The following is a 13,616-nucleotide window of genomic DNA, read 5'->3' as shown; positions in this document are numbered from 1 at the left end:
GCCGGGGTGCTCAGTCCATGTGGCCGGGGAGCGCGGCTCCCGGCATCGGCGCCTCGCCGCCGTCCACGGTGTTGACCATCGAGTGCGCGGCGCGCTCGAGGTAGTCCCACAGCGGCTCCTCGAGCATCGGCGCGAGTTCGAGGGAGTCGACCGCGACGCGCATGTGCCGCAGCCACGCGTCGCGCGCCGAGGGCGAGACGGCGAAGGGCGCGTGGCGTCTGCGCAGCCGGGGATGGCCGCGGCGCTCGCCGTAGGTCTTCGGGCCGCCCCAGTACTGCTCGAGGAACATCAGCAGACGCTCCTCGGCCGGCCCCAGGTCCTCCTCGGGGTACATCGCGCGCAGCTCCGCGTCCTCGGCGACGCCGTCGTAGAAGCGGTGGACGAGCCGCGCGAAGGTCTCGTGGCCGCCGACGGCCTCGTAGAACGACTGCCGTGCGGCGGGCTCCGCCGCACGGGCGGGGGCCGGGCCGCCGCCGGTCGCGGGGGCGGCCGTCGGACCCGCCGAGGGGCCGCGCCGGGACGGATCGGAGGAGGGGTCCTGCAGGGGGATCGTCATGGGATGCTCCAGGTTCTCAGGCGGCCGCGTGCGCACCGGCCATGTTCTCAGGAGGCCGCGGTGACGGCCCCGAAGCGGGGGAGCGCGAAGTCGATGTCGGCCTCGCGGAAGGCCAGGCGGATGCGTCGGCGCAGCTCCATCTCGATGGTCCACTGCTGACCGGGCTCGACGCGCACCACGACGCGGCGCTGGTACCTCGCGCCGTCGACCTCGAGCATGCCCGAGACGGTGACGGGGCCCAGCAGCAGCTCCTTCCACTGCTCGTCCTCGCCGAACTCCGCGCCGACCTCGTCGAGGATCTCCGTGACCTTCGTGTAGTCGGCGGCGTGGTCGATGTCGAGGACGACCACGGCGTTGGAGAACCCGCGCGACATGTTGCCCACGCGGATGACCTCGCCGTTGCGCACGGTCCACAGGGAGCCGTCGAGGGCGCGCACCTGCGTGGTGCGCAGGTTGATGTTCTCCACCGTGCCGCTGGCGTACTCGAGGTCCACGACGTCGCCCACGGCCACGAGGTCCTCGAACAGCATGAGCACGCCGGAGACGACGTCCTTGATGATGTTCTGCGCGCCGATGCCGGCGGCCAGCCCCAGCACGCCGAGCGAGGCGATGACGGGGGCGACGTTCAGCCCCAGCTGGTCCAGGACCATCACCAGGGCGATCGCCCAGACCACCATCGTGAACACGTTGCGCGCGACGTTCGAGAGCGTCGTCGCGCGCTGCGCACGGCGGGCCTGGGCGAGCTTCGCCGAGCGGTCGTCGCGCTTGACGACGGATCCGGCGACGGTCGAGATCTTCGTCGACGAGTCGATCATCGTGTTCACGAAGCGCTTGATCAGCCAGGTGCCGATGGTCGAGATCAGAGCGGCGACGACGATGATCACCAGGATGCGCACACCGTGGCTCAGGAGCCAGTCCACGAGGCTCCCCATGATCGTGGTCGCCTCGTCGGCCGGGGCGGACAGCTGCGGCAGGAGGTCGTCGATGGGCATGGATCCGACCCTAACGATCAGTCCTCCACGTCGTCAGTGAGCGAGCGGGACAGGTGCCTCACACCCGTCGGCGCAGCGCGCGCGTGGACTGCGCGACCAGGAGCACGACGAGATACACCCCGCCCAGGACCACGGTGACCATGCCCACGGGGACGGTCTGCGGGAGCAGCTGCTGGGAGACGACGTCGGCCGAGGTGAGCAGGAGCGCGCCGACGAGCGCGGCAGGCAAAATCGGGATGCCCGGGCGGCGCACCAGCAGCCGGCCGACCTGCGGCGCGGACAGGGCGATGAAGGCGATCGGGCCGGCGACCGCCGTGCACACCGCCACCAGGGCGACGGCGATCAGCAGCACGATGCGGCGCGCGCGCTCCACCCGCACGCCGTGCATGGCCGCGGTGTCGTCGCCCAGCTCGAGCTGATGGATCACTGGGACGGACACGATCACCGCGGGGGTCAGCAGGACGAGCACTGCGAGGGCGGGCACCAGCGCGGGCCAGGACATGAGGTCGAAGGAGCCGGCGCCCCAGATGCTCGCCGCCATCGCCACCTCCTCCTTCGCGCGCAGCAGCAGGAACGTGTTGACGCTCGAGAGGGTCGCCGCGATCGCGATGCCCACGATGATCAGGCGGAACCCCTGGATCCCGTCGCGATAGGCGAGCACGTACACGACGATCGCCGCGCCGATCCCGCCCAGCAGGGCTCCGCCGGTCTCGCCCAGGGCGGCCGCCGCCTGCGCGAGCCCGCTGTCGCTCGAGGCGAGCCCGCCGGCGCCCAGGAGCACGGTCACGACCAGCACGCCCGTGTAGGAGCCGGTGGAGAAGCCGAGGACGTCGGGCGAGCCCAGGGCGTTGCGCGTGAGGGTCTGGAAGATCGCGCCCGAGGCGCCGAGCGCCGCCCCGAAGGCGAGGCCCGCGACCACCCGCGGCAGACGCCACTCGCGCACGATCATCGCGCGCGGACCGTCGCCGCGCAGCGCCTCGAGGAGTCCGCCGAGCGTGCCGTGCGGGGTGTCGGAGAAGATCACGGAGGAGCTGCCCAGGTACAGCGCGAGCAGGCCGATCGCCAGCGTCGCGAGGACCAGGGCGGCCAGGACGATGCGGTCGCGGCGGCGCTCGCCGCGCCGGCGCCGTGCGATCAGGTCGTGCGAGGGATCGGCGGTCACGGCCGGGCCGCCGGGGGAGGACGTGGTGCTCACAGGCCGCTCGCTCGAGTCCGGCGCACGAGCACGATGAGAACGGGGGCGCCGACGACGGCCGCGACGATCCCGGCGGGCGCCTCGCTCGGCCAGATGATCACGCGCGCCAGCACGTCGGCCACGAGCATCACGCCCGCGGAGATCGCCATCGCGAGCGGCAGCAGCCTGCGCTGATCGGGACCGACGATCCATCGGGCCACGTGCGGGGCCATCAGGCCGACGAAGGAGATCGGGCCGGCCATCACCGTCGCCGCACCCGCGAGCAGCGTGATCGCGAGGACCATGAGCACCCGGATCCGCAGCAGATGGGCGCCCGCCGCGACCGCGAGGTCGTCGCCCAGCGCGAGCAGGTTCATGCCCGGTGCGAGCAGCAGGGCCAGGACCACGCCGACCGCGAGGAACGGCAGGGCGGGCACCACGAGCGACCATCCGCGCTGGGACAGGTCGCCGCTCTCCCAGACCAGCAGCGCCGAGAACCGCTGCGGGTTCGTCAGCCGCATCGCCGAGGTGATGCCGGCGAGGACGGCGCCCAGAGCGACGCCCGCGAGGGTGAGCCGCTCGGGGGAGACGGCCCCGCCCGCCGTGCCGATCAGCCACACCGCGACCGTCCCCACGAAGGCGCCGAGCAGCGCGAACCAGACGAAGCCCGCCGGCGACGTGATCCCCAGGACCGTGATCGCCAGGGCGACCGCGAAGGCCGCGCCGGCGTTCAGCCCGAGGATCCCCGACTCCGCCATCGGATTGCGGGTGAGGGATTGGATGAGCGCCCCGGCGAGGCCCAGCGCGGCCCCCGCGAGCAGGGCGATCGTCGTGCGCGGCAGGCGCAGGTCGCTCACGGCCGCGTAGTCCTGGACGCTCAGGCCGAGGGATCCCGCCCGGACGCCCGATCCGCCGCCCCGGAGGTGGGTGAGCGCATCGAGCAGCACACGTAGCACGGTGCTCGGCGGGACCGGACGTGAGCCGATCGCGAGGGAGGCGATGCACAGCGCCAGCAGGATCACGAGCACCGCGGCGATCAGGAGGGCGGGGCGCGCGCCATGGGTCGCGGGGGAGCGTCGGCCCGCGCCGTGGGACGAGTCCCGGCCCGCCTCGTCGGCGGGCCGTGCTGGGGTCCCCGTCCCCGAGCGCGGGGCGCGCGCGGAGGGCGCCGCGGCGGGACTGCTCATGGTGCCTCCGGATCGGCAGCGCTCACGCCGGCGGCCGCCGACGCCTCGCGGGAGGCGATCGGGGCGATGCCGTCCCGCGGGGATGCGGGACGCGCGGCGGATGCGCGGGTCGGACTGGATGTGACGTGCGGTAAGTGCGCCGTCTGGGGCTGGGCGCACAGCTGAGGTGAGTCTAACCTTTGTCGTGACGCACGCCCGAGCGCGCGAGCGTCCCCTGTGTCCACTCCCACCCGGAGGTCCCTCGATGCTCACACGCCGTTCCCTCTTCGCGACCGGACTCGCCCTGGGGTCCGCCGGCCTGCTCGCCGCCTGCGGCGGGTCCGACGACTCGAGCTCCTCCGGCTCCGGCTCGGGCTCGGATGCCGGCGGGGCCGACGGCGCATTCCCCGTCACTATCTCCACGCTGTTCGGCGACGTCGAGGTCACCGAGAAGCCCACCCGCGTGGTCGCGCTGGGCTGGGGCGACGCGGAGACGGCGCTCTCGCTCGGCGTGCAGCCGGTGGGCGCCTCCGACTGGATCGCCTTCGGCGGGGAGGGCGTCGGCCCCTGGGCCAAGGGCATGTACGACAAGGCCCCCACGATCATCGAGACCCTCGAGCCCGACTTCGAGGCCATCGCCGCGCTCGAGCCGGACCTGATCCTGGACGTCAAGAGCTCGGGCGACAAGGACCGCTACAAGCGCCTCTCCCAGATCACGACCACCGTGGGGGTCCCGAAGGACGGCGAGAACTACCTGGTCTCCCCGAAGGACCAGCTCGCGATCATCGGCAAGGCGCTCGGCGCCACCTCGAAGGCCGACGAGCTCCAGAAGGGCCTCGACGAGCAGTTCTCGAAGGTCGCCGACGCGCACTCCGACTGGAAGGGCAAGTCGGTGACAGTCGCGACGAAGACCTCCGAGGGCTGGGGCGCCTACGTCGAGGGCGAGACCCGCCTGGGCTTCCTCGAGAACCTCGGCTTCACCCAGTCGAAGAAGGTCGCGGCGCTGCCCACCGGTGACTCCGGATTCTCCGTCTCGATCTCCGCCGAGCAGCTCGACGAGCTGGACGCCGACCTCATCGTCGCCTTCCCGATCTACATCAAGACCACCGAGATCACCGACGACAAGCAGTGGAAGCAGATCCCCGCGGTGGCCGACGGCCACGCCGTGGTCGTGGACGGCGACCTCTCCAGTGCCTTCTCCCTGGGCACCGTGCTCGCTCAGGAGTACGCGCTCAAGCAGCTTCCCGGCAAGATCGAGAAGGCCCTGGGCAGCTGACCCGCTGCCGCGCGGCAGACGACCCGCCCCGCGGCGGGTGGCCGCCCCGCGGCGCACACGACATGAGCGCCACGAACCAGGATCGGCGAGATCTGGTTCGTGGCGCTCATCTGTTCCGGGGCGCGGCGCGCGTCAGGCCGGGACGTCGGCCTCGCGCACGCGCAGCTGGCGGGCGACGGTGTCGCGGCCCTCGATGACCGGGCGGCGCAGGCCGAGCGGCGCGGAGGTGTGCGAGGAGAGCCACGCGTCGGCCGCCTCGACCACGGACTCCCCGCCGAAGTCGGCGGGGAAGTACCCCTGGATGAGGCGGTTGGCGATCTCGCTCGAGCGGTTCTCCCACACGCCGTCGAGCATCGCGAAGTAGCGGGTCTCGTAGGGGGCGATGAGCGCCGGGTCGCTCACGCGGCGGAAGCCCATGACCACCGAGCTCAGGGACTCGTTGGGCAGGGCGTCCTCCTCGACCGTGGCCCGCCAGGCCTCGGCCTTGGTCTCCGGCGTCGGCCGCGCGGCCTTCGCGGTGAGGGCCTTCTTGCGCCCGGACTGGGTGTCGTCGGTGGCGAGCACGGTGTCGATCGCCGCGTCGTCCATCCTGCCCAGGGCCGACAGCGCGATCACGAGCGACCAGCGCAGGTCGGTGTCGATCTCGCGTCCGGGCAGGGTCACCGTGCCGTCGAGCAGCGACTCGAGGATCCCCGCGTGCTCGTCGTTCGAGGAGAGCAGGGCGAACTCGGTGACGAACTGGAACTGGGCGTCGCTGCCGGACTCGGCGGCCTGGGTGAGCTCCCAGAGGGCGTCGGCCGCGGAGGTGGTCCGCGCGGCGCGCTCGGCCGGCGCGGCGTACGGGCCGGCGACCGAGGCCAGCTGCCCGAGCAGCGTGCGCAGCACGCTCGAGGAGTCCTCGCCCGTGATGTTCGCGAGCACGAGCTCCTGGAAGCGGCGGCTGGGCAGCTCGGCGTCGCGCACCATGTCCCACGCCGCCGACCAGATCAGGGTGCGGGCCAGCGGGTCCTCGATGTCACGCAGGTGCTCCATGGCGACGGCCAGGGAGTCCTCGTCCAGGCGGATCTTCGCGTACGCGAGGTCGCCGTCGTTCAGCAGCCAGAGGTCCGCACGCGTGCCGACGAGCGCATCGACCTCGGTGAGCTCGCCGTCGACGTCGATCTCCACGCTCTCGGTGCGGCGCAGCACGCCGCCCTCGAGGGTGAAGCCGGCGATGCCCAGGCGGTGGGGTCGCAGGGTGGGGTGCTCGGGCGCGGCGGTCTGCGCGATCGCGAAGGAGACGACGGTCCCGTCGGCCTCCCGCTCGATGCGCGGACGCAGGGTGTTCACGCCCGCGGTCTCCAGCCACAGCTGCGACCAGGAGGCGAGGTCGCGCCCGCTGGTCTCGGTGAGCTCGGCCAGCAGGTCCTTGAGCTCGGTGTTGGACCAGGCGTGCTTGCGGAAGTACGCGCGCAGGCCCTCGAAGAACGCGTCCTTGCCGACGTAGGCGACGAGCTGGCGCAGCACCGAGGCGCCCTTGGCGTAGGTGATGCCGTCGAAGTTCGTCTCGACCGCGTCGAAGTCGACCATGTCGGCGACGATCGGATGGGTCGAGGGCAGCTGGTCCTGGCGGTAGGCCCAGGCCTTCTCGGAGCTCGCGAAGGTGGTCCAGGCATCCGTCCATTTCGTGGCCTCGGCGCTCGAGAGCGTCGAGGCGTACTCGGCGAAGGACTCGTTCAGCCAGAGGTCGTCCCACCAGCGCATCGTCACCAGGTCGCCGAACCACATGTGCGCGAGCTCGTGGAGGATCGTGAGGTCGCGGCGCTCGCGGATCGCGTCGGAGACGTCGGAGCGGAACACGTAGGACTCCACGAACGTGATCGCGCCCGGGTTCTCCATCGCGCCCATGTTGTACTCCGGCACGAAGACCTGGTCGTACTTGGGGAACGGGAAGTCGCAGTCGAAGGCCTCCTCGTAGAAGTCGATGCCGGCCTTCGTGATGTCGATGATGTTCTGGGGGTCCAGGTGCTCGGCGAGCGAGGCCCGCGCGTACACGCCCATCGGGATGGTGCGGCCGTCGCGCGTGGTCACAGACCCTTCGCCGCCCTCGTAGGTGCCCGCGATGAGCGCCGTGAGGTAGGTGGAGATCTTCGTGGTGGGCTCGAAGGCCCAGGTCGCGGTGCCCTCGCCGGCCGGGGCCGGCTGCGGGGTGGGGGAGTTGGAGATGACGCGCCAGTGGTCGGGCGCGGTGATCGTGAAGCGGAAGGTCGCCTTGAGGTCGGGCTGCTCGAAGTTCGCGAACATGCGCCGGGCGTCGGAGACCTCGAACTGCGTGTACAGGTAGACCTCGTCGTCGACCGGGTCGACGAAGCGGTGCAATCCCTCGCCGGTGTTCATGAAGGCGCCGTCGGCCAGGATCCGCACGGTGTTCTCGCCGACGGCGAGCTCGGGCAGCTGCACCCGGGCGCCGTCGAAGCGGGAGGCGGGATCCTCCAGCACCTCGCCGTTCAGCTCAATCTCGTGCACCGCCGGGGCGATCAGGTCCACGAAGGTGGGCCGGGCCTCGGTCGAGGAGAAGCGGATCGTCGACTCCGTGACGAACGTGGTCGGGCCCGTTGTCAGGTCCAGGCGCACGTCGTAGGAGTCCGTGGAGAGGAACGAGGCGCGCTCGCGCGCCTCGTCGCGGGTGAGGTTCTCAGAGGGGTTCACAGGCATGATTCCCATCCTGCCACCGGGGCGCGGGCCGACGGACCGGAACGGGGGACCGGTCTGTGCGGGTCTGCGCGGGGCCCGCGCATTCCGGGATGGGCGACGGGGCTCCCGTTCCTCAGCGCTTCTGCGTCAGGTCCAGGTCCCAGGAGTAGTGCGCGGGCAGAGGCGGGATCGACCAGCTGGGATCGGGGAAGAAGTGCTCGAAGCCCGCGGAGAACGGGTAGATCCAGTCCTTGATGTCGTGCTCGGCGGTGCGGCCCGCCGCTCGGATCTCGCCGGCCTCGCCGGGGGAGAAGTAGCCGACGCTCTCGGCGCCCTCGAGCTCGTCCTCGTCCTTGTAGTGCCAGTCGCGGCGCGGCAGCACCACCAGATCGAGGACCAGGTCGCGCGTGCGGACGCCCTCCTCGGTGCGCTCGAAGGGGGTCTCGAGGTTCACGTAGTAGCAGCCCAGCGAGCCGTCGTCCTTGTAGAACAGCCACACCGAATAGGGGCGGCCGGGCAGGCCGATCATGAGGATGCCGTTGCCCGTCCACAGCTGCTTGGACTGGACGCGCGGGCGGGTGAACATGCCTTCGTCGCCCGCGCGGCGCAGCGGTGCGCCGTTCTCGAGGACGGGCAGCAGCACCTCGGTGCCGGGCGCGATCCAGACCACCAGGCCGCGTTCGTCGTCGTCGAGGACCACGGTGCCGGGGCGGACGGTGCGGGTGGGGTGCTGGAGGGTGTAGTAGGTCCAGGTCACCTGATCGCCGGGTGACCAGTGTGCAGTGGAGGACATGACGTCTCCTGGCCGGGTAGGCCCCGCGGGGACCCGGGACGACCGGCCCGCCGGCCCAGGATCTTCACCCCGCGAGGGGAAGGAGTATGAGCCGACCATACCGCGCGGTACGCGCGGTGCAGGGGAGGAGCCGGGGCCGAATGCGAGATCGGCGGACGACGGGTGTGCTGGTCGTGCGCGGGGCGAGGGGCAGGGCGCCGCCCCGCGCCGCGGGGGTTCGGCGTGTCGTGGGACGGCATTTGGCGGCGCTCTCTGCCATATGAGGCAGAGAGCGCCGCCAGACGCCGGTGGGCGACAGGCCGCCCCGGATCGGAGGACGGTTGGCACCGGGTCCGGTCGCACCGGGTCCGGTCGGCACCGGGTCCGGTCGGCACCGGGACCGCCCCCGGCGCGGAACCGCTCAGTCGTTCCCGCTCCAGGCGGCCCAGAGCTCGGCGTAGACGCCTCCGTGGTCCACGAGGTCCGCGTGCGGGCCCTGCTCGACGACGCGGCCGTCGGCCATCACCAGGATCCGGTCGGCCTCCTTCGCCTGGGACAGGCGGTGGGCGACGATCACCGTGGTGCGGTCGCGGGCCACCTGCGTCGCGGCGCGCTCGAGCACGCGGGCGCCGGAGGAGCCCTCGTCGGCCGTGGCCTCGTCGAGCACCAGCACCGCTGGATCGCGCAGGGCGACACGGGCGAGCGCCAGCTGCTGGGACTGCTCGGCCGTCAGCCGCTCGCCCTTCTCGCCGACCTCGGTGTCCAGGCCGCGGGGGAGAAGCTCGGCCCAGGCGTCGGCCTCGACCTCGCGCAGGGCCGCCCAGAGCTCCTCGTCGGTCGCCTCGGGGCGGGCCAGTCGCAGGTCCTCGGCGAGCGTCCCGCGGAACACGTGGACGTCCTGCGAGACGATCACCGCGTGGTGGCGCACCGACTCGAGGTCCGCGTGCGCGAGGTCGGCGCCGCCGTGGAGCACGGAGCCGTGGCGCGGGGTGAGGGTGCCCGTGATGATCGCCGCGAGCGTCGACTTGCCGGCGCCGGAAGCGCCCACCAGGGCGATCGACTCGCCCGGCGCGATGTCCAGGTCGATGGGCTGCAGCACGGTCCGCTCGGTGCCGTCCGCGTCCTCGCCGTAGGCGTGGGAGACATGGCGCAGACGGATCGAGGCGTCCGCCGGCACCTCCTCGCCGGGGGAGGACGCCGGATCGATCGACTCGATGACACCCACCATGCGGGTGAGGCTGGCCACCGCCGACTGCACGTCGTCGAGGCTGAACAGCAGGTTCATCATCGGCCAGAGCAGCGAGATGAGGTAGAGGGCGGCCGCGGTCACGAGGCCCACGGGCGCGCCGCCCACGTGCACCATCGCGTAGCCGAGGATCAGCACCAGGGCGATCGACAGGTTCTCGGGCCACACGACGATCTTCACGACCTTCGTGACCAGACCCATCACGCGCATGGCCAGCACCGCGGCGGTCTCCGAGAGCACCGCGACGTGGCGGGTCTCCCGACGCTCGATGCCGTAGGCGTGGACGGTCGGGATGCCGTGGATCGCCGAGAGCAGCCCCTGGGCGCGGGCGCCCATCGCGACGCGCTCGCGCCGGTAGATGGGGGCGGTGCGCCGCAGGTACCACACGCCCGTGGCCGCGTACATCGGCACCACCACGACCACGAGGATCAGCAGCCACGGTGAGAGCGTCGCCATGCCGATCAGCGTGACCACCACGTAGAACCCCATCTGGATGAGGTTCGGGACCACGTTGTTGACGGCGCGCGCGGTGACGTCGACGTCGTCGGCGACCCGCGACAGGGCGTCGCCGATGCCGGTGACCTCCATGGTCTGCGCGGGAAGGTCCAGGGCGCGGTCGATGACGTCCTCGCGCATGGCGGCGAGCACCCGCTGGCCCATGCCGCTCACGAGCGCCCAGCCGAGCGCCGAGAGCACGGCCTGCAGCACGCCGGCGAGCATGATCAGCCCGCCCTGGCGCCACACGGCGGCGGAGCCCTCGCGGTCCTGGACGATGTCGACGGCCCCGCCGATCAGGCGCGGCATCCACGCTGCGGCGATGGCGCCGCCGATCACCACCAGCAGGGTGACCAGGGTCGAGGGCCAATGCGCGAGAAGGCGCCGGCCCACGTGCGAGAAGGACGTGCCGACCGAGGCGATCGGCAGGATCTGGGCGTGCTCGTCGAGCTGGCGGCGCGCGGTCGCGTCGGACTCGAGCACGTCCTCGGCCTCGTGGTCCCACCGGACGGCTGCCATGTCGGGGATCATCGGCGCACCATCTCCCTGTAGTCGTCGCGGTCCATGAGGTCCTGGTGGTCGGCGCGGGCGGTGATCCGGCCCCCGCGCACGTAGAGCACCTCGTCGGCCTCGCGCAGGAGCGCGGGAGCCCGGGTGACCAGCAGCGTCGCCCGGTCGGGGACGCGGCGGGCGGCCACCAGCGCCTCCGCGATGTGCTGCTCGGTGACGGCGTCCACCGCGGTGGTCGGATCCTGCAGCACGAGCACCGGGGCGTCGGAGGCGACGGCGCGCGCGAGCGCGATCCGCTGGCGCTGCCCACCGGAGAGGTTCGCGCCGCGATCGAGGATGCGGGTGTCGTAGCCCTCGGGGAGGATCCGCAGCAGGTCGTCGGCGCCCGCGGCGTGCAGGGCGGCGTCGGCCCAGGAGTCGTCGCTGCCGTCCGTCGGGTCGCTCGCCGGGGCCCGCGTGGCGAGCTGCTCGCGCACGGTCCCGTCGAAGAGGTCGACGACATGGGGCTCGACGAGCAGGTCCGCACGGGTCGCGAAGCGGGTCGAGGAGGTGACCTCGGTGTCGCCGAGGTGGACGCCCGTGTGCTCGGCGCGGCCGCTGACCGCCTCCACGACCGCGTCGGCGTCACGCGCGTCCGCGCAGGCGAGGGCGATGACGCGCCCGTCGGGCACCTCCATGTCCAGGCCCTGCAGGCTGCCGGCGCCCACGCCTCGCAGGTGCAGGCCGCCGGTGCCGGCGCGGCGCTCGCCGGGGCGGGCCTCGCCGCGCTCGTCGCGCGCGGTGGCGAGGTGGCCGATCGTCAGCGCGGGATCGTCGACCGTGCGGCCGAGGTCCGCGAGCAGACGGCGCACGCGGTCGGCGGAGGTCGACATGCTGGCCCACCAGATCGGGATCCCCGAGAGGCCCTGCAGCATGCCCATGTTCGAGCGCGCCACGCCCACGACGGCGATCAGGGTGCCGATGGTCATGTCCCCGGCGACGGTGCGCTGGGCGGCGATGATCACGACGGCCGCCATCATCGCCGCGGTCACGAGGGTGGTCAGGCCGCTCGAGACGCCCGAGTAGCGGGCGTTCACGAGCGCCGCGTCCAGGGCGATCCGGGAGCGCCGGCGGTACTGGGTGCGGGCGCGGGACTGCACGCCCAAGCCCTGCAGCACGCGCAGGCCGTGGACGAGGTCGGTCGCGGTCGCGGCGGCGTCGGCCGCACGGGACTGCTGGGCGTCGTAGCGGGCCGAGAGCACGGGGCTGATCACGCGGATCACGAGCACCATGACCGCGATGCCGACGAGGGTCGCCACGCCCAGCCAGGGGTCGAGCACCGCGAGCCAGACGCCGCTGCCCACCACGACCGCGGAGGCGGGGAAGGCCCAGGGCAGCATGTCCATGATGTCGGACGCCTTGTCGGCGTCCGAGGTCGCGATCGAGAGCACCTCGCCGGCGGGGCGCTCGATCGGCCGCGAGCGCGGGTCGAGCACGGCTCCGGTGACCGCGACCCGCAGTCGATGGCGCTCGAACAGGCGCGCCCGCTGCGAGGCGGTGAACATGAGCGTCCACACCCACGTGCTGATCAGGCGCATCACGAAGATGCCCGCGGCGCCCAGCAGGGTGATCGCGAGGCTGCCGCGGACGATGCCCACGTCGATGATGATGCCCACGAGGATCGGCACCAGCATGTCGACGGCCTCCACGAACGCGGAGGTCGCCATGATCCAGGGGATCGAGCGGCGGTGGTTGCGCACGATCGACCGCATGACGGAGACACGCGGGACCGCCGTCGCGGCGGGGTCCGCGGCGGCCGGGACGGCCTGCTGGCCGGAGGAGGGGGAGGGGGAATCGTGCACTCGTGAATCCCATCCCATCCCCGCGCCCGTGGCAATGTCTTTTCGTGCCCCATCGAGGCCCTGCGCGCACCCTCGTCCCGCCCTCCGGATCAGCGGGGCCGACGCCCGGTTCCCCCGGGTTCATCGATCCGCCCGGGCGGCCGGTCCCGTGACGGCCGCAGCGCCCGGCCCCGTGACAGCCGCGGCGCACGGTCTGGTGACAGAATGGGGGAGGCCGACGCCCGCTCGGGCCCGGCCGATCCCCGACGCGAGAGGAAGACTCCGTGACCGCACCGCATGTCGAACTGTTCTTCGATCCGATCTGCCCGTGGGCGTGGATGACCAGCCGCTGGCTGCTGAACGCCTCGCAGGTCCGCGACGTGGAGATCACGTTCTCGCTCATGTCCCTCGCCGCGCTCAACGAGGGCCGCGACCTCGATGCCGGCTACCGCCGCAGCATGGACGACGCCTGGGGCCCGGCCCGTGTGGCGCTCGCCGTCGAGAACGCCGGCGGCAACCAGGACCTCGCCGACTTCTACACCGCCTTCGGCCAGGCGTACCACGTGGGCGGCCTGCAGGATCGCCGCGACGCCGCGAAGACCGCCCTCGAGCAGGCGGGTCTGGACCCGTCGCTGCTCGAGTCCTACCAGGACTCCTCCCTGGACGACACCCTGCGCACGAAGCAGAAGGCCGTGGTGGAGCTCGTCGGCGACGAGGTCGGCACCCCGGTGATCTCCTTCGGCGACGGACGCGCCTACTTCGGCCCCGTGATCTCCCCGGCCCCCAAGGGCGAGGAGGCCGGCACCCTGTTCGACGGCCTCGAGGCGATGAGCCGCGTCGACGGCTTCTTCGAGCTCAAGCGCAGCCGCACCGTCGGCCCCATCTTCGACTGATCCGGGACCGGGCGGGCAGGGGCCGAGCGCCCCTGCCCGCCCG

10 protein-coding genes are annotated in these 13,616 nt (G+C 72.4%); 2 read left to right on the top strand and 8 right to left on the bottom strand.

Going from position 1 to position 13,616, the window contains the following annotated elements:
* Positions 1-10: 10 nt before the first annotated feature.
* The 4 genes from M4486_RS07780 to M4486_RS07765 are packed head-to-tail and all read right to left on the bottom strand — an operon-like array spanning position 11 to position 3,909.
* A complete protein-coding gene (locus M4486_RS07780) occupies positions 11-556 on the bottom strand; it encodes a globin (RefSeq protein ID WP_249480578.1) in 546 nt (181 codons plus the stop codon).
* A 47-nt stretch (positions 557-603) separates the two neighbouring features.
* Positions 604-1,548, bottom strand: coding sequence for a mechanosensitive ion channel family protein (locus M4486_RS07775; RefSeq protein WP_152353458.1), 945 nt, complete (start codon positions 1,546-1,548; stop codon positions 604-606).
* A 58-nt stretch (positions 1,549-1,606) separates the two neighbouring features.
* Complete coding sequence (locus M4486_RS07770) at positions 1,607-2,743, bottom strand: FecCD family ABC transporter permease (protein ID WP_249480577.1); 1,137 nt, start codon at positions 2,741-2,743, stop codon at positions 1,607-1,609.
* Positions 2,740-3,909 (bottom strand): FecCD family ABC transporter permease, encoded by a 1,170-nt coding sequence (locus M4486_RS07765; RefSeq protein ID WP_249480576.1) that lies wholly within the window; start codon positions 3,907-3,909, stop codon positions 2,740-2,742. The genes M4486_RS07770 and M4486_RS07765 overlap by 4 nt, the downstream gene beginning before the upstream one ends.
* 244 nt (positions 3,910-4,153) lie before the next feature.
* Between M4486_RS07765 and M4486_RS07760 the strand changes: the two genes are divergently transcribed.
* On the top strand, positions 4,154-5,164 hold the full coding sequence (locus M4486_RS07760; RefSeq protein WP_249480575.1) for an iron-siderophore ABC transporter substrate-binding protein: 1,011 nt from the start codon (positions 4,154-4,156) through the stop codon (positions 5,162-5,164).
* A gap of 132 nt (positions 5,165-5,296) precedes the next feature.
* Here M4486_RS07760 and pepN read toward each other — a convergent pair whose 3' ends face one another.
* The 4 genes from pepN to M4486_RS07740 all read right to left on the bottom strand — a co-directional run bounded on the left by pepN (position 5,297) and on the right by M4486_RS07740 (position 12,701).
* The gene (gene pepN / locus M4486_RS07755) at positions 5,297-7,858 is read right to left on the bottom strand and encodes an aminopeptidase N (protein WP_249480574.1); all 2,562 of its coding nucleotides are present in this window, start codon (positions 7,856-7,858) and stop codon (positions 5,297-5,299) included.
* Positions 7,859-7,970: 112 nt separating this feature from the next.
* Complete coding sequence (locus tag M4486_RS07750; protein ID WP_249480573.1) at positions 7,971-8,630, bottom strand: ribonuclease FAU-1 family protein; 660 nt, start codon at positions 8,628-8,630, stop codon at positions 7,971-7,973.
* A gap of 400 nt (positions 8,631-9,030) precedes the next feature.
* Complete coding sequence (locus M4486_RS07745) at positions 9,031-10,869, bottom strand: ABC transporter ATP-binding protein (RefSeq protein WP_249480572.1); 1,839 nt, start codon at positions 10,867-10,869, stop codon at positions 9,031-9,033.
* Positions 10,870-10,877: 8 nt separating this feature from the next.
* Positions 10,878-12,701 (bottom strand): ABC transporter transmembrane domain-containing protein, encoded by a 1,824-nt coding sequence (locus tag M4486_RS07740; RefSeq protein WP_249480571.1) that lies wholly within the window; start codon positions 12,699-12,701, stop codon positions 10,878-10,880.
* Positions 12,702-12,964: 263 nt separating this feature from the next.
* Here M4486_RS07740 and M4486_RS07735 point away from each other — a divergent pair, with 263 nt between their 5' ends.
* Complete coding sequence (locus M4486_RS07735; protein WP_249480570.1) at positions 12,965-13,573, top strand: DsbA family protein; 609 nt, start codon at positions 12,965-12,967, stop codon at positions 13,571-13,573.
* Positions 13,574-13,616 lie beyond the last annotated feature (43 nt).

The organism is Brachybacterium kimchii (assembly GCF_023373525.1).
Lineage (GTDB): Bacteria > Actinomycetota > Actinomycetes > Actinomycetales > Dermabacteraceae > Brachybacterium > Brachybacterium kimchii.
The sequence above is the reverse complement of the archived record's forward strand: the minus strand, read 5'-3'. Positions and strand labels throughout refer to the sequence as shown.

What these genes read in the sequence shown, in the direction of transcription:
- M4486_RS07780 (WP_249480578.1), bottom strand. Translation starts at nt 556, where the DNA reads ATGACGATCCCCCTGCAGGACCCCTCCTCCGATCCGTCCCGGCGCGGC.
- M4486_RS07775 (WP_152353458.1), bottom strand. Translation starts at nt 1,548, where the DNA reads ATGCCCATCGACGACCTCCTGCCGCAGCTGTCCGCCCCGGCCGACGAG.
- M4486_RS07765 (WP_249480576.1), bottom strand. Translation starts at nt 3,909, where the DNA reads ATGAGCAGTCCCGCCGCGGCGCCCTCCGCGCGCGCCCCGCGCTCGGGG.
- M4486_RS07760 (WP_249480575.1), top strand. Translation starts at nt 4,154, where the DNA reads ATGCTCACACGCCGTTCCCTCTTCGCGACCGGACTCGCCCTGGGGTCC.
- pepN (WP_249480574.1), bottom strand. Translation starts at nt 7,858, where the DNA reads ATGCCTGTGAACCCCTCTGAGAACCTCACCCGCGACGAGGCGCGCGAG.
- M4486_RS07750 (WP_249480573.1), bottom strand. Translation starts at nt 8,630, where the DNA reads ATGTCCTCCACTGCACACTGGTCACCCGGCGATCAGGTGACCTGGACC.
- M4486_RS07745 (WP_249480572.1), bottom strand. Translation starts at nt 10,869, where the DNA reads ATGGCAGCCGTCCGGTGGGACCACGAGGCCGAGGACGTGCTCGAGTCC.